At 71.3% G+C, this 20,785-nt stretch carries 11 protein-coding genes and 1 pseudogene; 10 read left to right on the top strand and 2 right to left on the bottom strand.

Annotated elements, in window-relative coordinates; all coding sequences use genetic code 11:
* The first annotated feature begins 143 nt into the window (after nt 1-143).
* The 3 genes from rpoB (at nt 144) to RH864_RS01165 (ending at nt 9,166) form a co-directional block, all read left to right on the top strand.
* Nucleotides 144-3,635 carry a DNA-directed RNA polymerase subunit beta gene (rpoB, locus tag RH864_RS01175; RefSeq protein ID WP_310515665.1) on the top strand — a complete coding sequence of 1,164 codons (3,492 nt, stop codon included), beginning with the start codon at nt 144-146 and terminating at the stop codon, nt 3,633-3,635.
* Between the two features lie 42 nt (nt 3,636-3,677).
* Complete coding sequence (rpoC, locus tag RH864_RS01170; RefSeq protein ID WP_310515664.1) at nt 3,678-7,580, top strand: DNA-directed RNA polymerase subunit beta'; 3,903 nt, start codon at nt 3,678-3,680, stop codon at nt 7,578-7,580.
* A gap of 257 nt (nt 7,581-7,837) precedes the next feature.
* Complete coding sequence (locus RH864_RS01165) at nt 7,838-9,166, top strand: hypothetical protein (RefSeq protein ID WP_310515663.1); 1,329 nt, start codon at nt 7,838-7,840, stop codon at nt 9,164-9,166.
* Nucleotides 9,167-9,348: 182 nt separating this feature from the next.
* Here RH864_RS01165 and RH864_RS01160 read toward each other — a convergent pair whose 3' ends face one another.
* A complete protein-coding gene (locus tag RH864_RS01160; RefSeq protein WP_310515662.1) occupies nt 9,349-10,071 on the bottom strand; it encodes a hypothetical protein in 723 nt (240 codons plus the stop codon).
* Between the two features lie 149 nt (nt 10,072-10,220).
* Nucleotides 10,221-10,820, bottom strand: coding sequence for a hypothetical protein (locus tag RH864_RS01155; RefSeq protein ID WP_310515661.1), 600 nt, complete (start codon nt 10,818-10,820; stop codon nt 10,221-10,223).
* A gap of 110 nt (nt 10,821-10,930) precedes the next feature.
* Between RH864_RS01155 and RH864_RS01150 the strand changes: the two genes are divergently transcribed.
* From RH864_RS01150 to RH864_RS01120, 7 genes and pseudogenes are all read left to right on the top strand, one after another.
* Nucleotides 10,931-12,055 carry a hypothetical protein gene (locus RH864_RS01150; protein WP_310515660.1) on the top strand — a complete coding sequence of 375 codons (1,125 nt, stop codon included), beginning with the start codon at nt 10,931-10,933 and terminating at the stop codon, nt 12,053-12,055.
* A 22-nt stretch (nt 12,056-12,077) separates the two neighbouring features.
* The gene (locus RH864_RS01145) at nt 12,078-16,403 is read left to right on the top strand and encodes an FtsK/SpoIIIE domain-containing protein (protein ID WP_310515659.1); all 4,326 of its coding nucleotides are present in this window, start codon (nt 12,078-12,080) and stop codon (nt 16,401-16,403) included.
* A 122-nt stretch (nt 16,404-16,525) separates the two neighbouring features.
* Nucleotides 16,526-17,140, top strand: a complete 615-nt coding sequence (locus RH864_RS01140; protein ID WP_310515658.1) for an FHA domain-containing protein — start codon at nt 16,526-16,528, stop codon at nt 17,138-17,140.
* 254 nt (nt 17,141-17,394) lie between these two features.
* The gene (locus tag RH864_RS01135) at nt 17,395-17,688 is read left to right on the top strand and encodes a WXG100 family type VII secretion target (RefSeq protein ID WP_308797163.1); all 294 of its coding nucleotides are present in this window, start codon (nt 17,395-17,397) and stop codon (nt 17,686-17,688) included.
* 64 nt (nt 17,689-17,752) lie between these two features.
* Nucleotides 17,753-18,445 carry a WXG100 family type VII secretion target gene (locus tag RH864_RS01130; RefSeq protein WP_310515657.1) on the top strand — a complete coding sequence of 231 codons (693 nt, stop codon included), beginning with the start codon at nt 17,753-17,755 and terminating at the stop codon, nt 18,443-18,445.
* A 1-nt stretch (nt 18,446) separates the two neighbouring features.
* Nucleotides 18,447-18,758: a WXG100 family type VII secretion target gene (locus RH864_RS01125; protein ID WP_310515656.1), complete on the top strand. Its 312-nt coding sequence runs from the start codon at nt 18,447-18,449 to the stop codon at nt 18,756-18,758.
* A 76-nt stretch (nt 18,759-18,834) separates the two neighbouring features.
* A pseudogene (locus RH864_RS01120) lies at nt 18,835-20,785 on the top strand (hypothetical protein); the annotation flags it as partial.

The raw sequence follows: 20,785 nt of genomic DNA, 5'->3' as shown, positions 1-20,785 counted from the left end.
CCAGACCAATCTGCCTTCATATTGCGGTCGGCTATTGCGATGCTCGGAACCCCTCGGTCACCGGCATCCGCAACCCGTCTGAGGGGTCCACTCCACCACCATCGACAGTGAACCGGCCCTGAAGGGCCACGGAGGTCATTTCCTTGGCTGCTGCGCGCAACGCAACCACGCCCAACCCCAAGAACGGACGAGGTGCGAGCCGCCTCTCCTTCGCGAAGGTCACCGACACCCTCACCGTACCCGACCTGCTGGCCCTGCAGACCGAGAGCTTCGACTGGCTCGTCGGCAACGAGGCCTGGCGCGCTCGCGTCGAAGAGGCCGTCGAGGCCGGCCGCACCGATCTGCCCGAGGCCACCGGCCTGGAAGAGATCTTCGAAGAGATCTCCCCGATCGAAGACCTCGGCGAGACCATGCAGCTCTCGTTCACGAACCCCGAGCTCGAGCCGCCGAAGTACACGATCGACGAGTGCAAGGAGAAGGGCAAGACCTTCTCGGCGCCGCTCTACGTCAACGCCGAGTTCATGAACCACCTCACGGGTGAGATCAAGACGCAGACCGTCTTCATGGGCGACTTCCCGCTCATGACCCCGAAGGGCACCTTCGTCATCAACGGCACCGAGCGCGTCGTCGTCTCGCAGCTCGTCCGTTCGCCCGGTGTCTACTTCGAGCGCACGCCCGACAAGACCTCCGACAAGGACATCTACTCGGCGCGCGTCATCCCGAGCCGCGGTGCCTGGCTCGAGTTCGAGATCGACAAGCGCGACCAGGTCGGCGTCCGCATCGACCGCAAGCGCAAGCAGTCGGTCACGGTGTTCCTCAAGGCGCTCGGCCTCACGAGCGAAGAGATCCTCGAGGAGTTCGCCGGCTACGAGTCGATCGCCCTCACCCTCGAGAAGGACAACATCCTCACGAAGGAAGAGGCGCTCAAGGACATCTACCGCAAGCTCCGTCCGGGCGAGCAGGTTGCTGCCGAGGCCGCGCGTGCGCTCCTCGACAACTTCTACTTCAACCCGAAGCGCTACGACCTCGCCAAGGTCGGCCGGTACAAGATCAACCAGAAGCTCGGCCTCGAGGCCCCGCTGACGGACTCCGTGCTCACGGTGCAAGACATCGTCGCCACGATCAAGTACCTCGTCGCGCTGCACGAGGGCAAGGCCACGCTGCCCGGCCGCCGCAACGGTGAGAACGTCGAGATCCGTCTCGACGTCGACGACATCGACAACTTCGGCAACCGTCGCATCCGCGCGGTGGGCGAGCTGATCCAGAACCAGGTCCGCACGGGCCTCAGCCGCATGGAGCGCGTCGTCCGCGAACGCATGACGACGCAGGACATCGAGGCGATCACCCCGCAGACCCTGATCAACGTGCGGCCCGTCGTCGCCGCGATCAAGGAGTTCTTCGGCACGTCGCAGCTGTCGCAGTTCATGGACCAGAACAACCCGCTCGCGGGCCTGACCCACAAGCGCCGCCTCTCGGCGCTCGGCCCCGGTGGTCTCTCGCGTGACCGCGCGGGCGTCGAGGTCCGCGACGTGCACCCCTCGCACTACGGCCGCATGTGCCCGATCGAGACGCCGGAAGGCCCGAACATCGGCCTCATCGGCTCGCTCGCGTCGTTCGCGCGCATCAACTCGTTCGGCTTCATCGAGACGCCGTACCGTCGCGTCGAGAACGGCAAGGTCACCGACCGGATCGACTACCTCACCGCGATGGAGGAGAACGACTTCATCGTCGCTCAGGCCAACGCGCCGCTGAAGGCCGACGGTCACTTCCAGGAGGAGCGCGTCCTCGCCCGCAAGAAGGGCGGCGAGGTCGACCTGTTCCCGGCCGAGGAGATCGGCTACATGGACGTCTCGCCGCGCCAGATGGTGTCGGTCGCGACCTCGCTCATCCCGTTCCTCGAGCACGACGACGCGAACCGCGCCCTCATGGGTGCGAACATGCAGCGTCAGGCCGTGCCGCTGCTGCGCAGCGACTCGCCGTTCGTGGGCACGGGCATGGAGGGCTACGCAGCGGTCGACGCGGGCGACGTGATCACCGCGGAGCGTGCGGGTGTCGTCGCCGAGGTCTCGGCCGACGCCGTGACCGTGCAGCTCGACGAGGGCGGCACGCAGACCTACTACCTGCGCAAGTTCGATCGCTCGAACCAGGGCACGTCGTACAACAACCGTGTCGTCGTCTCGGCCGGTGAGCGCATCGAGGTCGGCGAGGTCATCGCCGACGGTCCCGCGACCGACAACGGCGAGCTCGCGCTCGGCAAGAACCTGCTCGTGGCATTCATGCCCTGGGAGGGTCACAACTTCGAGGACGCGATCATCCTCAGCCAGAACCTGGTGAAGGACGACGTCCTCTCCTCGATCCACATCGAGGAGTACGAGGTCGACGCCCGCGACACCAAGCTGGGCAAGGAAGAGATCACGCGCGACCTGCCGAACGTGAGCCCCGACCTGCTGGCCGACCTCGACGAGCGCGGCATCATCCGCATCGGCGCCGAGGTCCGCCCCGGCGACATCCTCGTCGGCAAGGTCACGCCGAAGGGCGAGACCGAGCTGTCGGCGGAAGAGCGTCTGCTCCGCGCGATCTTCAACGAGAAGAGCCGCGAGGTGCGCGACACGTCGCTCAAGGTGCCGCACGGTGAGCAGGGCACGATCATCGGCGTCAAGGTGTTCGACTCGCAGGACGGCGACGACGAGCTCGGCTCGGGCGTCAACCAGCGCGTGGTCGTCTACATCGCCCAGAAGCGCAAGATCACCGAGGGCGACAAGCTCGCCGGCCGCCACGGCAACAAGGGCGTCATCTCGAAGATCCTGCCGGTCGAGGACATGCCGTTCCTCGCCGACGGCACGCCGGTCGACGTCATCCTCAACCCGCTCGGCATCCCCGGCCGCATGAACTTCGGCCAGGTGCTGGAGACCCACCTCGGCTGGGTCGCCAAGCAGGGCTGGAAGGTCGAGGGCAAGCCGTCCTGGGCGAAGCGCCTCCCCGAGGCCGCGCACGAGGCCGCCCCGGGCACCAAGGTCGCGACCCCGGTGTTCGACGGTGCGCTCGAGGAGGAGATCGCGGGTCTGCTCGACTCGACGCTCCCCAACCGCGACGGCGAGCGGCTCATCGACTCGAGCGGCAAGACGCAGCTCTTCGACGGCCGCTCGGGCGAGCCCTTCCCGTACCCGGTCTCGGTCGGCTACATGTACATCCTGAAGCTGCACCACCTCGTGGACGACAAGATCCACGCGCGCAGCACCGGCCCGTACTCGATGATCACCCAGCAGCCGCTCGGTGGAAAGGCGCAGTTCGGCGGTCAGCGCTTCGGTGAGATGGAGGTGTGGGCGCTCGAGGCATACGGCGCGGCCTACGCGCTCCAGGAGCTCCTCACGATCAAGTCCGACGACATCCTCGGCCGCGTCAAGGTGTACGAGGCGATCGTCAAGGGCGAGAACATCCAGGAGCCCGGCATCCCCGAGTCCTTCAAGGTGCTCATGAAGGAGATGCAGTCCCTGTGCCTGAACGTCGAGGTCCTCTCGGCCGACGGCACCGCGGTCTCGCTCCGTGACACCGATGACGAGGCCTTCCGCGCAGCGGAGGAGCTCGGCATCAACATCTCCGCGCGCTTCGAGTCGTCGAACATCGACGAGATCTAAGCCAGGCACGAAGAACTTCAGGAAACTTCTCAAGGAGAGAAATTGCTCGACGCAACGACATTTGACGAGCTTCGTATCGGCCTGGCGACTGCCGAGGACATCCGCAAGTGGTCCTTCGGTGAGGTCAAGAAGCCCGAGACGATCAACTACCGCACGCTGAAGCCCGAGAAGGACGGGCTCTTCGGCGAGCAGATCTTCGGGCCCTCCCGCGACTGGGAGTGTGCCTGCGGCAAGTACAAGCGGGTCCGGTTCAAGGGCATCGTGTGCGAGCGCTGCGGCGTGGAGGTCACCAAGTCCTCCGTGCGCCGTGAGCGCATGGGCCACATCGAGCTCGCCGCCCCGGTCACGCACATCTGGTACTTCAAGGGTGTGCCGAGCCGTCTCGGCTACCTGCTCGACATGGCGCCGAAAGACCTCGAGAAGGTCATCTACTTCGCCGCCTACATGGTGATCGACGTCGACGACGAGGGTCGTCACGCCGACATGCCGGGTCTCGAGAACGAGCTCCGGCTCGAGATCAAGACCATCGGCGACCAGCGCGACGCGCGCATCGCGACGCTCATGGCACGGAAGGAAGAGGAGCTCGCCGGTCTCGAGGCCGAGGGCGCCAAGTCCGACCAGAAGAAGCGTGCCGAGGCCGCGGCCGACAAGGAGATGGCCGGCGTCCGCAAGTCGGCCGACGAGCAGATCGCGCACCTCGAGCGCGTGTGGGAGGACTTCCGCACCCTCAAGGTCGGCGACCTGAAGCCCGAGGACTCGGTCTTCCAGGAGCTGCAGGACCGCTTCGGCATGTATTTCGAGGCCTACATGGGCGCCGAGGCCATCAAGAAGCGGCTCGAGGGCTTCGACCTGACCGCGGAGGCGGAAGACCTGCACCTGCAGATCGCCGAGGGCAAGGGTCAGAAGAAGATCCGCGCCATCAAGCGCCTCAAGGTGGTCAACTCGTTCCTGCAGACCGGCAACTCGCCGGCCGCGATGGTGCTCGACGTCGTCCCGGTGATCCCGCCGGAGCTGCGTCCGATGGTGCAGCTCGACGGCGGCCGCTTCGCGACCTCCGACCTGAACGACCTGTACCGCCGTGTCATCAACCGCAACAACCGTCTTCGTCGTCTGCTCGACCTCGGTGCGCCCGAGATCATCGTCAACAACGAGAAGCGGATGCTGCAGGAGGCCGTCGACGCGCTGTTCGACAACGGCCGCCGTGGTCGCCCGGTCACGGGCACCGGCAACCGTGCGCTCAAGTCGCTGTCCGACATGCTGAAGGGCAAGCAGGGCCGGTTCCGGCAGAACCTGCTCGGCAAGCGCGTCGACTACTCGGGCCGTTCGGTCATCGTCGTCGGTCCGCAGCTGAAGCTGCACCAGTGCGGTCTGCCGAAGCAGATGGCGCTCGAGCTGTTCAAGCCGTTCGTCATCAAGCGCCTCATCGACCTGAGCCACGCGCAGAACATCAAGGCCGCCAAGCGCATGGTCGAGCGTTCGCGCCCGCAGGTGTGGGACGTGCTGGAAGAGATCATCCGCGAGCGCCCCGTGCTGCTGAACCGTGCGCCCACGCTGCACCGTCTCGGCATCCAGGCGTTCGAGCCGCAGCTCGTCGAGGGCAAGGCCATCCAGCTCCACCCGCTCGTGTGCGCGGCGTTCAACGCGGACTTCGACGGCGACCAGATGGCGGTGCACCTGCCGCTTTCGGTCGAGGCGCAGGCCGAGGCCCGCATCCTGATGCTGGCGTCGAACAACATCCTCAAGCCGTCCGACGGCCGCCCAGTGACCCTGCCCTCCCAGGACATGATCATCGGTCTGCACCACCTGACGACCGAGAAGGAAGGCGGCGCCGGCGAGGGCCGCGCGTTCTCGTCGATCGCCGAGGCGATCCTCGCGTTCGACCAGAACCGTCCGGGCGCGCACGCGCTCGACCTCGGTGCGAAGGTCAAGATCCGTCTCGACGGGCTGCACTTCGCCGAGGGCACCGAGCCCGAGGGCTTCGTGCCGGGCGAGCCGTTCCTGCTGGAGACGACCCTCGGTCGCGCGCTCTTCAACGAGGCGCTGCCGGTGGACTACCCGTACTTCAACCAGCAGGCCGGCAAGGGTCAGATCTCGTCGATCGTCAACGACCTCGCCGAGCGCTACCCGAAGACCGAGGTGGCCGCGACGCTCGACCGCATCAAGGACGCCGGCTTCCGCTGGGCGACCCGCTCGGGTGTGACCGTCGCGCTCTCCGACATCGTCGAGCTCCCGCAGAAGCGCGAGATCGTGTCGAAGTACGAGAAGCAGGCCGCCAAGGTGCAGTCGCAGTTCGAGAAGGGTCTCACGACCGACCTCGAGCGTCGTCAGGAGCTCATCCAGATCTGGACCAAGGCCACCGACGAGGTCGCCAAGGCCATGCAGGAGGAGTTCGCCTCGGCCCCCGAGAACACCATCAACCGGATGGTCACGTCGGGTGCCCGTGGTAACTGGCTGCAGGTGCGCAACATCGCCGGCATGCGAGGCCTGGTGAACAACCCGAAGGGTGAGATCATCCCGCGCCCGATCATCTCCTCGTACCGCGAGGGGCTGTCGGTGGCGGAGTACTTCATCGCCACGCACGGTGCCCGCAAGGGTCTCGCCGACACCGCCCTCCGCACCGCGGACTCGGGCTACCTCACGCGTCGTCTGGTCGACGTCTCGCAGGATGTCATCATCCGCGAGGACGACTGCGGCACGTCGAAGGGCCTCGAGCTCCCGATCGCGACGACGGATGCCTCGGGCGAGCTCGTCCGCGACCCCAACGTCGAGAACTCGGTGTTCGCCCGGTCGCTCGCCGCTGACGCGGTGAACGCCAAGGGCGAGGTCGTCGCCGAGGCGGGCGCCGACGTCGGTGACGTGCTCATCGACAAGCTGGTCGCGGCCGGCGTCGAGTCGATCCGCGTGCGCTCGGTGCTCACGTGCGAGTCGGGCGTCGGCGTCTGCGCGGCGTGCTACGGCCGTTCGCTCGCGACCGGCAAGCTCGTCGACCTCGGTGAGGCCGTCGGCATCATCGCGGCGCAGTCGATCGGTGAGCCCGGCACGCAGCTGACGATGCGTACCTTCCACACCGGTGGTTCCGCGTCGGCCGACGACATCACGCAGGGTCTGCCCCGCGTGCAGGAGCTCTTCGAGGCCCGTACCCCGAAGGGTGCGTCGCCGATCGCTGAGGCCGCTGGCCGCATCACGATCGACGAGACCGAGAAGCAGCGCAAGGTCATCCTCACGCCCGACAACGGCGACGAGCCGATCACGTACAACGTGCTCAAGCGTTCGACGCTGCTCGTGGAAGACGGCCAGCACGTCGACCTCGGTCAGCAGATCATCGTGGGCGCGATCGACCCGAAGGAGGTCCTCCGGGTCAAGGGCGTGCGCGAGGTGCAGAAGCACCTGGTGAACGGCGTCCAGGACGTGTACCGCTCGCAGGGTGTGCCGATCCACGACAAGCACATCGAGGTCATCGTGCGCCAGATGCTGCGCAAGGTCACCGTCGTCGACCACGGCGACACCGACCTGCTGCCGGGTGAGCTCGTGGACCGTTCGCGGTACAACGAGATCAACCGGGCCGCGCTCACCGAGGGTCGCAAGACCGCCTCGGCGCGTCAGGAGGTCATGGGTATCACCAAGGCCTCGCTCGCGACCGAGTCGTGGCTGTCGGCCGCGTCCTTCCAGGAGACGACCCGCGTGCTCACGCAGGCCGCCATGGAGGGCAAGTCGGACCCGCTGGTCGGCCTCAAGGAGAACGTGATCATCGGAAAGCTGATCCCCGCGGGCACCGGTCTGAACAAGTACCGGAACGTCACGGTCGAGGCCACGGAGGAGGCGAAGGCGGAGCGTTACCCGAACCGCATCTTCTCCGACGACGCGGCGTTCAACGAGGGCGACCTCAGCTTCGTCGACTTCGACGCGTTCTCGAGCGACGACTTCACGCCCGGCAACTACAGCTGATCGTGTAAGCCAGGAGACGGCGCCCGGAGCATCCGCTCCGGGCGCCGTTTCGCGTTCCGCGCTGTGTTGGAAGTCGGAAAGTGGGTCGGAAGCCGTGCCGGACGGACTTCCGACCCACTTTTCGACTTCCAACGTGGAAGCACTCGTGCGGCGCACGCGCTCGCGAAGCGCCGAGGGAGGTCCCCGGACGGGCTGTCGCGCGTTGCTACAGTGAGCGCATCGTGGGTGCGCAGGCTGCGCCCGAGAGGAGCGCGATCATGAGCAACACCGGTGGCGGGCGAGACGGCGAGCAGCGAGACACGGCGGATGCCGCGGCCGAGACGGCCCGCGAGCCGCTCGCGCCGGGCGAGCCGGTGACGGATGCCTCGGGCTCGACGCCGGGCGAGCCGGTGACGGATGCCTCGGGGGGAGCGCCGGCCGACGGCGCCGCCGAACGGGCCGGCGACACCGCGGTGTACGACTCGGACCTCATCGAGCCCGCCGACGACCGGCCGGATGGTGAACCGCGCTCCGACACCCAGCTCAGCGCGCCCGAGGGCGCGACCACGACGCCTCCGGCCGAGCCCGGGCCGCTCGGCCCCGGCGACACCGCGATCGTCGACCCCGTCGTCCAGCCGACGCGCCAGGCCCCGGACTCCGTCGAGCCGCCGGTGGGTGCCGGTGCGGCGGACTCCGCCGCGGGGGAAGCGGAGACGCGGCGCGACCCGTCCGGCAGCGGGTACGTGCCCGGTGCGCCCTACTCCGGGGACGACGACGGGGCCGAGACGGTCACCGCGGACGCGTCCCCGACCGTCGCGGCGTCGGCCGACCCGGGTGCACCGGTCGAAGACGAACCCCGCGACACGCAGTCGCGACTCGACGCCGCCGTGCAGCGGGCGAACGCCGTGCCCGTGGCATCCGACGCGGCACGTGACGAGACGCCCGATCCCGTCGCCGCCGACTCGGTCCGCCGCGAGACGTACGTGCCGCCGGCCGCCGGCGCGGCCGTGGCCGGCGCCGCGACGCTCGCGGGTGAGCCGCACACGCCGCAGACCGTGTACGTGCAGGCACCGACCCCGCCCAAGACGAAGAGCAACCGAGGATTCGGGGTGCTGGTCGCGCTGATCGGCACCGCGGTGTTCGCCGCGCTCTACGCCGCGGTGGCGTACGTGCTGTTCCTCGGCCAGGCGGGCGGCGACGCGACCGACCTGTTCCTGCAGTTCCTCACGCGTCCGATCTTCTGGGTCCCGATCATCGCGACGTTCGTCGGGTTCGCGCTGCTCGTGGTGATCATCAACCGCGGCCCGTGGTGGATGTACGCGGTGTTCGGCCTGCTCGTGGGCGCGCTCGTGTACTTCTCGTACATCGGGGCCGCGCTGCTCACCGTGAACGCGTGGGAGCTCACCCAGCAGCAGGCCATCGACTTCGTCAACAGCCGCTGGCTCGACCCGCTCGCGATCGCCGCGGGCGTCATCGCGCGCGAGGTGCCGATCTGGCTCGGCGGCTGGATCGCGAAGCGCGGCCGCGGCGTCGCCGAACGCAACCGCCTCGCCATGGAGGCCTACGACCGCGAGCTCGCCGCGGGCCCGCGCCCCGTCGCCCGCTGAGCCGACCCGCGGGCTGGTCGAGTAGCGAGCGCCAGCGAGCGTATCGAGACCCGGTGAGCCGGTCTCGAGACCGGGTCGCCCGGGTCTCGATACGCGTGCTCGTCCCTCGCGCGCTACTCGACCAGCGGGGAGGCGCGTGCTCGTTCCTCGCGCGCTACTCGACCGGCGGGGAGCGGGGGCGGCTAGGGGCAGGGGAGTGCGGCGGCGGCCGCGGCGAGGTCGGGGGCCACGCCCCACTCGGCGAAGGCGAACGTGGCGTCGCCCGAGGCATCCGCCGCCGTGAACCCGCGCGGCAGGGGTGCGCCGTAGCGCTCGACGGTGAGCACGCCGAACGGCGATCCCTCGGTGCCGACCACGACCTCGAGCGTCTCGCCGTCGCCGGCCGGCGGGGCGACCCCGAGCTCGACGTGGGCGAGCACGTCCTCGACCAGGGCGGCGGGTGAGAACAGCGGCGACCAGCGTTCGAGCGTCGGGTCCGAGCCCACGGTGCAGGTGACGCGGTCGGCGAGGTCGGGCGCGGCGATCGATTCCGCGTACGCGGCGTTGCCGCGCACGTGGGTCGTGCCGTCGTCGAGCACGACGTGCAGCTGCTGATCGCCGGCGACGACGTTCGCCGTGAACGCGTCGGCGCGGCCGTGGAAGTCGACCGTGATGGTGCGCCCGCGCACCGGATCGCTCTCGGGGTCGGGCTGGACGAGCTCCGTGAACGACCCGGTGACCTTCACGGGTCCGCCGGCGCGCATCGCGTCGAGGATCTCGGTCCGGGCCTCGGCCCCCGGAAGCAGCCACAGCCCGTTGCCGTCGACGCCGTCGAAGCTCTCGAGGTCGACGCCGGGCGGCGCGGTGGGCGCCGGCACCGCGCTCGCGCAGCCCGTGAGCGCGCCGACGCTGACCAGTCCGAGCATCGCAATCCCGATCCGGAGCCCGAGCCCACCGCGCACGCGTCGAACGGTCGCGGATGGCGGGTGCGAGCGAGCGGGACCCGCCATCCGCGCCCGTTCGATCGCCGACGCGCGAGAAACCCGTGCCGGCGAGGTCGTGCGAGGAGCGCGGGTCATGGGGTGGCCGCGTCGGCGACGCAGACGCCCCCGCCGCGCTGGCCCTCGAGCGAGGCCGCGTCGAGCGTCACCTCGGCATCGACCGACGCGGGACGCACGACGAAGCACGTGGCGTCGTCGTAGAGCCCCGTCGCGCTCGGCACCCAGGCCTCGGTTCCGCGCACCAGCTGGGTCAGGTCGGTCGCCGAGCCGTCGGCGTCCACGGCGTACAGCGCGTACGCGGCATCGGGGCCGCCCCAGTCGAGGTGCGCGTTGCCGCGCTCGATCGTGAGCGAGAGTCCGTCGACACGCACCGAGTCGTCGGTCACGATCGACACGATCCACCAGGCGAGTGCGCCGAGCAGGGCGAGCACGGTCGTGATCATGGAGACGAGGAAGGCCGGATGTCTCCACCAGGGGCGTTCGCGCTGCGGGACCTCGGCGAGCTCGGGCAGGACGGACGACGCGGCGCCGAGGCTCCGGGAGCCGCCGTGCGTGCCGAGCTCGGGCTGGCCGGCTGCGCGGCCGACGACGGCGCGCACGCCGGCGGGCGGGGCGGATGTCGCGGGGGCAGGCGCCGCCGGCGGCACGGTGGACGGCGCGACGCGATCGGTCATCGCACGCCCCCTCTCGCACCCACGGGCTGGCACCCCACTCGGCCGGGTAGATCGACCGCGTACCATGCTATATCGGAGGCCCGGGGTGGGTCGGGTGACGAGGTGGGTACGTGGCACGACTGGTCCGACGCGCGGCGACGATCGCGTTCGGTGCGTTCGTGCTGCTCGCCGCGCTGATCGTGTCGGCGGCCTGGTCGGCGTCGGCTGAGCCGATCCCGCAGCCCGCAAGCCCCGCCGACGTCGAGATCCCCTACCTCGGCGAGACCTCGATCGAGCCGGCGCCGCCGTGGCGGATCGCGGACTGCGCGGCCGTCGCCGCGGCCAGCCCGCTCGTGAGGGGCTGCGATCCGACGCGCATCACACTCGCGGCCGGCGCCTACGACCCTGAGGCCGGCACCGTCGTGCTCGAGGTCGCGCTCACGAACGACGCCGTCTCGACCACGGTCGGCTACCGGGTGCGGCTCGCGGGTCCGGAGGTCCCGACGGCCCGTCCGGCGGCGACGACCTGGCCGGTGGCCGCCGGAAGCCTATTGCGGCTGCCGGTCTCGGAGCTCGGCGTCGAATGCGCGGTCTGCGCCGATGGCGGCCGTCTCGAGGCGATCGCCGTGAAGCCGGCCGAGGCCGGCTCGGTCTGGGCCACCCCGACGCATCTCGTCTTCCGCGCGGCGGCCGGGTACACCGGTCCGGCCGAGGTCGGCGTCCGCTTCGCGGACGACTTCGGCACCTGGTCGGCCGGGGCGACCGTGCACGCGGCCGTGTACCGGCCGGCCGCCGAGCCGCTCGTGACCTTCGACCTGATCGCGCCGGTCGGCGCCGACGGCACGGCCTCGGTCGATCTCTCGACGCTGGCCGTATCGGTCGCGGGCGACGACGTCGTGCTGGTCGGATGCGGCCCCGCGATGCACGGCCGGGTCGCGTGCGATGGCGACGAGGCCGTCTACACGGCGGTGCCGGGACGCGTCGACCAGTTCTCCGTGCAGTTCGCCGCGGGCGGCGAACAGGCGACCGCCTCGGTGACGCTCGTGCCCGAGGACCTCGCGGAGACCGAGGGCGAGCCCGCCGAGGGCTCCGCCCGCCCCGGACGCCCGGCCTCCGGACCGGTCCCGATCGCGCCGCCGGACCAGACCGACGGCGTGGCCACGTGGATCGTGCCGCCGGCGCCCGTCGACCACCACGAGGCATCCGGGATCCTCCGTCCACTGATCGCGACGCTCGACCGTGTGGGGGCCCGATGACGTTCCAGGAGAGGCAGGACCGATGAGCCTTCGGCTGACGCTCGACGACCACGCGGGGGGAGCCCCGGGCTCGTGGCTGCTCGACACCGACGAGGCGACGACCGTCGGCGAGGTGGCCGACGCGCTCGGCGTGCCCGCCGAGTCGCTCGACGCCGCACCGCCCGAGGCGCCGCTGGCCGAGAGCGAGCTGCGGTCCGGGGTGAGCGTGCCGCCACGCCCGACGGCCGACCTCGCGCCGGGCACCCTGCGGCTCGAGCTGGTCGGCGGACCGTTCTCTGGCGAGGTGCTGCCCATCGCGCGCGGTGTCGCGGTCGGCATCGGCAGCGGAGCATCCGCCTCGCTCAGCATCGCCGACCCGGCACTCGCGCCCGTCCACGCGACCGTGACCGTCGCGGACGCCGCGGCCGACGGCCGCCCGGCCCCGCTCACCGCGACGATCGTCCCGCAGGAGGGCGGCGAGGTCTGGGTCAACGGCGAGCTCGTCACGGGCTCGGCGACGATCGTGCCCGCCGACCTCGTGCAACTCGGGTCGAGCGTGATCCGGCTCGGCATCGCACCCATGGCCGACGCCGACCTCACCCCCGACGCGCTCGGCGACCGGGGCTTCAACCGCCCGTCGCGCATCCGGCCCGCGGCCGAGCAGCCGGTCGTCGCGCTGCCCGGCGACAAGCCGCAGGACCCCGACGAATCGCCCATGCCGTGGCTCTCCGCGATCATCCCGGTCGTGCTCGGCGTGACGATGGCCGTGGTCTTCGGCCGCGCGATCATGCTGCTCATGGCCGCGGCGAGCCCGATCATGGTGATCGGCTCGTTCCTCACGAACCGCCGCCTCGCCAAGAAGAAGGGCGTGAAGACCGAGCAGGAATGGATCGACGACGTGCACGCCGCGGGGCGGCGCATCGCCGAGCTCGCGAAGCTGCAGCGGCTCGAGACCTGGTTCCGGCTGCCCGACCCCGTGGTGATCGCCGACATCGCGACGCGTCCGCTCAGCCGTCTCTGGGAGCGGCGCCGGACCGACGCGGACGCCATGACCGTGCGGGTCGGCGTCGCCGAGGTCTCGCTCGACGTCCGCTTCGAGGGCGGCGGCAAGGACCGCACGTCGGCGCGGCGGGTCGGCGTCTCGCCGGTCCCGGTCGCACCCGACCTGCGCGCGGGCGCACTCGGCATCGCCGGGCCGGCCGACGCGGCCCGGAGCGTCGCGCGGAGCCTCGTCGCGGGCTTCGCGACGCTGCGCTCGCCGCGCGACGCCGAACTCGTGGTGATCTGCCCCGACGACGCCGAGGCCGACTGGGGCTGGACGGCGTGGCTGCCGCACGCGCAGGCCATCGCCGGCACGCCCGCGACGATCGGCAACTCCGACGACACGCGGCGCGAGCGCCTGCGCGAGCTCGGCGTCATGCTCGAGCACCGCATGCGCGTCGCGGGCCACCGCGGTGCGGAGCCGCCGAGCGACATCCTCGTCGTCGTCGACGGCGCGCGCGAGTACCGGATGCTGCCCGGCATGGTGCCGCTGCTCGAACACGGCGCGGCGCACGGCATCCACCTCGTCGCGCTCGACCGCGATCGCTCGCGCCTGCCCGAGGAGGCCAAGAGCGTGGTCGTCATCGACCCGGCCGACCCCGCCGTCGCGCGTGTCGAGACCGGGACGGACTACTACCCCGTCGTCCTCCTCGACGGCATGTCGGTGCCGCGCTGCGAGGAGATCGCGCGGAGCCTCTGCTCGATCCGGCACGTCAGCGGCGTCGGCGACGACGCGATGCTCCCGACCGCGGTGCGCTACGCCGACCTCATGAAGCTCGACCTCGACGACCCCGAGCCCATCGTGCGGCGGTGGTCGACCCATCCGCGCAACACGTTCGTCATCGTCGGGGCGACCGGCGAGGGCGAGTTCGCGATCGACATCAGCCGCGACGGCCCCCACGCGCTCGTCGCCGGCACGACCGGTTCGGGCAAGTCCGAGTTCCTGCAGGCGCTCGTGATCAGCCTCGCGATGGCGAACCGGCCCGACGCGCTGAACTTCGTGCTCGTCGACTACAAGGGCGGCTCGGCGTTCGCCGACTGCGAGCGGCTGCCGCACACGGTCGGCATGGTCACGAACCTCGACGCGCGCGAGACCGAGCGCGCGCTGGCCTCGCTCGACGCCGAGCTGAAGCGGCGTGAGCGGGTGCTCCGCGACATGAACGCCAAGGACGTGGACTCGGCGTGGGCGAAGGACGCCGACACCGCGGCCCGCCGCGGGCTCGCCCGGCTCATGATCGTGATCGACGAGTTCGCCGAGCTGCGCACCGAGCTGCCCGAGTTCATCGACGGGCTCGTGCGCATCGCGCGCGTCGGGCGCTCGCTGGGCGTGAACCTCGTGCTCGCGACCCAGCGGCCGGCGGGCGTGGTGACGCCCGAGATGCAGTCGAACATCAACCTGCGGGTCGCGCTGCGCGTCACCGACCGGTCGGACTCGTCCGACATCCTCGGGTCGGGCGAGGCCGCGCTGATCAGCCCCTCGACCCCCGGTCGCGGGTACGTGCGGACGGGGCCCTCGGCGGCGCCGGTCGCGTTCCAGACGGCACGCGTCGCGGGGGTGCGGCCCGGCATCCAGCGCGCGGTACGCGTCCTGCCGAGGAAGGCCGAGCTCACCTGGGAGGGCCTCGGCTACCCGGTGCAGTACCCGAAGGTCGCGTCGTCGTCGTCGCAGCACACCGACCACGACGACACCGACCTGCGCGCGCTCGTCAACCTGATCACGGCCGCGACGCAGCAGCTCGGCATCCAGAAGAACCCCTCGCCGTGGCTGCTGCCGCTGCCGACGGTGCTGCCGCTCGAGCGCTTCCAGGATCAGCAGGTGCCCGATCAGGCGATCGTGCTGGGGCTCGAGGACGTCCCGGGCGAGCAGTCGCAGCGCAGCCTCACCTGGGACGTGCGCAGCGGTTCGCACCTGCTCTTCATCGGCGGGTCGATGTCGGGCCGGACGACCGCGCTCCGCACGACGCTCGCGCAGCTGGTCCAGGTGTACTCGCCGGCCGACCTGCACCTCTACGTGCTCGACTTCGGCAACGGCGCGCTGCTCCCGCTCGTCGACGCGCCGCACACGGGTGCGGTGGTCACGCAGCTCGACGCCGACCGGCTGCCGCGGCTCGTGCAGCGCCTGCTCGAGGAGCTCGGCCGGCGGCAGGCGGTGCTCTCGGCCGCGGGGGTCGGGCACATCTCCGAGCAGCGCGCGCAGGTCGCCGAGGCCGATCGCCTGCCGTACGCGGTCGTCACGGTCGACGGCTGGGAGCGCATGCTCTCGACCATGAACGCCGACCAGCTCGTGACGTTCCGCGACCAGTTCATGCGCGTGCTGCGTGAGGGGCCCGCCGTGGGCGTGCGCGTGCTGCTCACGGGCGATCGCGGCATCTCGGGCGACAAGATCACGTCATTCATGGACGAGCAGTACGTGCTGCCGCTGCGCGACCTGTCGGACTACCGCACGGCCGGCATCCTCGCGAAGGACGTGCCGACCGACCTGCCCCCTGGGCGCGTGCTGTTCGGTGCGGCGGGCACCGAGGCGCAGCTCGCGGTGCTCGTGCGCGACACGAGCGGCGAGGCGCAGACCGCGGCCCTCAGGCGGATCGTCGAGCAGGTGCGCGACCACTTCGACCAGTTCGCACAGCTCGATGAGCTGCCGCGGCCGTTCCGGGTCGACCCGCTGCCCGGGCACTTCGCGCTCACGGCGTCGTACGAGCTGCCGCTGGGCGAGGCCGGAGCACCCGAGGGGCCCGTGGTCGCGGTGGGCGGCGACCTGCTCTCGCGGTTCACGATCGACTGGCCCGCGGACGGCGGCTTCGTGGTGACGGGCGGCCGCAAGTCGGGTCGTTCGTCGGCGCTCGCGGCGATCGTGCACCAGCTGGCGTGGCGGAAGACGCCGCTCGTCGTCGTCTCGCCGCGCGAGTCGATCCTGACCGAGGTCGCGGCCGGGCACGGGATCCCCGTGATCACCGCGGGCGACATCGCCCCGCCGGACCTCGAGCAGGTGCTCGACGGCGCCGGCGAGTTCGTCACGGTCGTGGTCGACGACGCCGAGGTGTTCAAGAACGCGCCCATCGAGCACGCGCTCACGGGTGTGAAGCATCGTGCGGCGTTCATCGTGTCGGCCGATTCGGAGTCGTTGTCCACGCTCTTCGGCGGGCCGGTCGTCGAGGCGAAGCGCGCGCGGCGCGCGCTCGTGCTGCGCCCGGAGTCGTCGATCATGGGCACGCAGGCGGTCGGGACGCCGATCCCGAAGTTCCTGCTCGGGCGGGGCACGCCGGGCTCCGCCGTGCTCACCACGTCGTCGGGCTGGCTGCCGGTGCGGGTGCCCGACATCCGGCAGTGACTCGCTCGGCAACCCGGGCGAGCATCGTCCGGTTCCGGAACTAGACTGGCCCGGCGCCCCGCGCTCGTGCCCGGCGCCCTGCCCAGCGCCCGGCGCCGTATGACAACCGAAGGGACCTCCCTGTGGCATCTGCCCGTTGCGCCTACTGCGACGCCACGCTGCAGCCGAACAGCATGTACTGCGTCGAGTGCGGCCAGCTGATCCCTCAGCAGCCGCTCCGACCTCCCGTGCCCGCGCAGTTCGCGCGCCCGCGCGAGCAGGCGGCGGCGCCGCGAACGGATGCCCCGGCAGCGGCACGCCCGGCCTCGGTCGAGCCCGTCCCGCTGCCGCGCACGCTGCCCTGGCAGCAGGCTGCACGCAGCGAGCCCGCGCCCGCGCCCGTGGCGACGCAGACGGCACCGCCCCTCGAACGCGTCGAGCTCGCGTTCTCGACCGGGCAGCGGGTGGTCGTCTCGGGTGCCGCGGTCATCGGCCGGAAGCCCGCGGACACCGCGCTGGCCATGGGAGTGCGTGCGGTCGAGGTCGAAGACGACACGCGCTCGGTCTCGCGCGTGCACCTCTTCCTCGAGGTGGCCGACGGGGTCGTGCTCATCGGCGACGCCGGGTCGGCGAACGGCTCGCGCCTCGAACGCGGCGGCGTGGTCACCCCGCTCGAGGCCGCGGGCACGCGCGTGCCAGCCGGCGTCGGCGACACGGTCTGGCTCGGCGACCTCAGCTTCGAGCTCCGCTCCGCCTGACCGCAGGACCCACCGGACCCGAACCCGGGCGCAATCGCGCCGGCTCGTGTCGTTCGCGCCACCCAGGACGGTCGTACCGGGCGCAGACGGTCATACCCGGCGCGGACGGCACGAGATGGCGCGGCCACGTATTAGCAGAACAGGACGGGGAGTTCTCCCCATCGGCTCCGGATGGGGAAGCGGGTAACGTGTGAGCCATCCGGAGGGAAGTCCCTACTTCCCACGGCAATCGGCATCCATCTCTGGAGGAAACCATGGCGGAGATCCGCGTCACATCCGACTCCCTCGCCGGCGTCGCGGGACAGCTCTCGAGCGGCTCGCAGTCGATCGAGTCCCAGCTGTCCAACCTCAAGTCCCTCGTCGAGGGCCTCATCTCGGGCGACTGGCAGGGCAGCGCCTCGATGAGCTTCAACGAGCTGTACTCCCAGTGGGACCAGGCCGGTCTCCAGCTGAAGGAGTCGCTGCAGGGCATCAGCGACCTGCTCAACCAGGCCGCGCTCTCCTACGAGGACAGCGAGAACGCGATCGCCGGCACGTTCAACGGCTGACGTTCCGGCCGAGTCGACACGGTCGGCGGCGCGTGGCCGCCGACCTCGGTGAGAAGGGGAGCTCGTGGTCTCATTCAGGGTCCGCGCCGCCGCGCTGAGCGAGGTCTCGGCGCTGCTCGGCACGGTGCTGTCGACGTTCGACACGAACCTGTCGACGGTCGATGCGCAGGTCAAGGGCACGGTCGACGTGACCTGGCGCGGCGAGGACGCCGACAGCTTCGCCGAGGGCTGGGCGACGTTCATGTCGACCGCGGGCTTCGTCCGGCAGTCGCTCGCGTCGTTGCAGGCGGGGCTGATCGCGGCCGACGGGTCGTACACGACCAACGAGTCGAGCACCCAGCGCTCGTTCACGGGTCGCGTGCAGTCGGTCGCGTCGATCAAGGCGACGTCGGGCTCCCTCGGGGCGAAGGTGAGCCGCGGTGAGGAACGCGCCGACGACATCGCCGAGTTCTTCGGGCGCGACGAGGAGGGCGGCGGCAGCGCGGCTTTCCTCGGGGGCGCGCTCGGCCGGCCGTCGGCCGGGCAGCAGTCGAAGGGACCGGCCGACGGTGACGACGCGGACGCCGAGGGCACCGACGGCGCCGAGGCGGGCAGCGCCGACGGCGGCTCCGGCGAGACCGCCGCCGGTGACGGCGGGGCCGGTGACGGTGGGGCCGGTGACGGTGGGGCCGGTGACGGCGGGGCCGGTGACCACCAGGCCACGCTCGGTCAGCCCACGTTCGAGGCCCAGCCGGCCGTGATCAGCAGGGAGGTCTGAGATGGCCGAGCAGCAGGCTGACACCGCCGACCTCAAGGCCCTCGCCGACATGCTGGGCGAGCTGGTCACGTACTGCTCGGCCCTCAAGCAGGGCGCGAGCGGCTTCGCCTACATGCTCCCCGCCGAATGGCAGGGGCCCGCGATGGCGAACTTCCTCAGCATGTTCGAGAAGTGGCAGCTCGGGGCCGAGGCGATGACGCAGGCCGCCGAGGCCCTGCAGGACCAGGTCGAGGGCGCCCACCAGGCGTACAGCGAGACGATCGACTCGCTCGACACCGCGTGGTCCGACCTGCAGAGCGGCCTCAGCGCGTAGCGCACCTCGCCGCAGCACCCACACGGTCACGCGACCGCACTTCAGCTTTCCGATACGACCCTCCGGGAGACGACTCATGTCGCAGGTCCAGCTCGATGCCGCACGGCTCGCCGCCGATGGCGTCGCCCTGCACTCGATCGCGCAGACGATCTCGCAGGCCGCGCGGGCCTGCGAGTCGGCGCTCGGCGGAACCGGCGGCATGGCCGGCGACGACGAGTCGGCCGAGGTCTTCGCGAACGGCCAGGACGGCGAGCCGGGCTACGACACCTACGCGGTCGACGTGCTGAAGGCCGCACTCGGCGTCGCCAACTCGCTGCGGATCGTCGACGCCGCGCTCGGCAACACGGGCCGCGCCTACGACGGGGCCCAGCTCGTCGGCGCGTTCAAGCCCGCGGCGTCCTCGACCATCCCCGAGGAGGATCCCAAGATCGTCGCGCCGAGCGCCTCGGTGCCGAGCTCGCTGGGCGCCGGGCCCGAGGGGCCGCTGGGGGAGTTCGGCAACTTCCTCAAGGATGCGCTCGCCACGCTCGGCGTCATGCTCCCGTCGGCCGACCGCGGCAAGCTCTCCTCAGCCGAGTCGGCGTGGAACGAGCTGTCCGGCGCGTTGAGCCGTGCGCAGGGCCGCATAGACTCCGCGTTCACCAACGTCTCCGCGATGACGCTGCCGCAGCAGGGCAAGATGCTCTCCTGCCAGACCTCGCTCAGCACGTCGCTCGGCCGGGTCTCCGAGAGCGCGGGCTCGATGGCGGGCTTCGCGACCGGCATGCGCGAGGCCGTCGACAAGGCCTGGGAGGAGATCGGCTGGTTCGTCGCCCAGATGGCCGTCGAGATCGCACTCGAGATCGGCATCGGTGCGCTGCTCGGTGCGGTGACGTTCGGCGCGGGCGCGGCCGCGATGGCGGCGAAGATCATGCTCACGGTCACGCGCTGGGCGCTCAAGATCGCGGCGCTCTGCCGCAAGCTCCGCACGCTGATCATGATGGCGCTGCGCGCGGCGCGCGTCGCGATCCGCGGCGGCATCCGGGTCGCCCGCGAGGCGCTCTCGGCGGGCCTCGCGAGCGGCATCACGACCGTCTCGTTCAACACGGTCCGCGGCGCGCTCGACCCGAGCTACCAGCCGCAGAACGTGCTGAACGCGGCCCTGTCGTCGGCCATCGGCGGTGGCGCGGGGGGCGTCGCGTCGGGTGCGGGCGGGCGACTGCTCACCAACGGCGCGAGCAACAATGTGATCCGCCGGGTCACGCACATCGGCGTCGAGACCGGCAGCGGGGCCGTCGACGGCCTCGCGAGCGGCTTCGCCGAGTCGTCGCTCAACGGCACGCCGTTCAGTCCGCTGAGCTCGATGGCCGCGGGGGCGCTGCTCGGCGGTGCACTCGCCGGACGCCCCGGCGGCGGTGCGGGCAGCCCGTCGGGCGCGGGCGGTCCCGGTGGCGCCGGCGGCCCCGGCGGGTCCGGAGCGCGGCCCGACGTGAGCGGCATTCCCGGCGCATCGGGCACGGGCGCGAACGCGGCCAACGGCGCCGGCCCGGGCTCGGGCGTCACCGTCGCCAACGACGCACCGACGCCGGGTGCGGGCGGCGGCGGATCCAGCCAGTCCGGCGGCGGCGGCGCGGTCGACGTGTCCAACGACGCCCCCACGCCGGGAGCGGGCGACGCCGGCGGATCGTCGGCAGGCGACGGCGGCGGGTCGGTCGACCTCCCGTCGAGCCCCGACAGCAGCGCGGTCACGCTCGACGCCCCGGGTGACGCACCGAGCGCGCCCGAGATCCCGTCGGGCACGGACGCGCCGTCGGCTCCGTCGGCTCCGTCGGTCGAGGTCCCGTCGTCCCCGGGTGGGGATGCGCCGAGTGCGCCGAGCTCGCCGAGTGCTGAGGCGCCGAGTGCGCCGAGCTCGCCGAGCACGGATGCTCCGTCGGGTCCGGGTGCAGACGCGCCGAGTGCGCCTGGTGCAGACGCGCCGAGTGCGCCGAGTTCGCCGAGCACGGATGCTCCGTCGGGTCCGGGTGCAGACGCGCCGAGTGCGCCTG

Origin of the sequence: Agromyces aerolatus (genome assembly GCF_031432255.1) — a bacterium.
Lineage (GTDB): Bacteria > Actinomycetota > Actinomycetes > Actinomycetales > Microbacteriaceae > Agromyces.
The sequence above is the reverse complement of the archived record's forward strand: the minus strand, read 5'-3'. Positions and strand labels throughout refer to the sequence as shown.

Excerpts from the sequence above, each read along its gene's own strand:
- RH864_RS01165 (WP_310515663.1), top strand. The coding sequence starts at position 7,838 with ATGAGCAACACCGGTGGCGGGCGAGACGGCGAGCAGCGAGACACGGCG.
- RH864_RS01160 (WP_310515662.1), bottom strand. The coding sequence starts at position 10,071 with ATGCTCGGACTGGTCAGCGTCGGCGCGCTCACGGGCTGCGCGAGCGCG.
- RH864_RS01155 (WP_310515661.1), bottom strand. The coding sequence starts at position 10,820 with ATGACCGATCGCGTCGCGCCGTCCACCGTGCCGCCGGCGGCGCCTGCC.
- RH864_RS01145 (WP_310515659.1), top strand. The coding sequence starts at position 12,078 with ATGAGCCTTCGGCTGACGCTCGACGACCACGCGGGGGGAGCCCCGGGC.
- RH864_RS01135 (WP_308797163.1), top strand. The coding sequence starts at position 17,395 with ATGGCGGAGATCCGCGTCACATCCGACTCCCTCGCCGGCGTCGCGGGA.
- RH864_RS01125 (WP_310515656.1), top strand. The coding sequence starts at position 18,447 with ATGGCCGAGCAGCAGGCTGACACCGCCGACCTCAAGGCCCTCGCCGAC.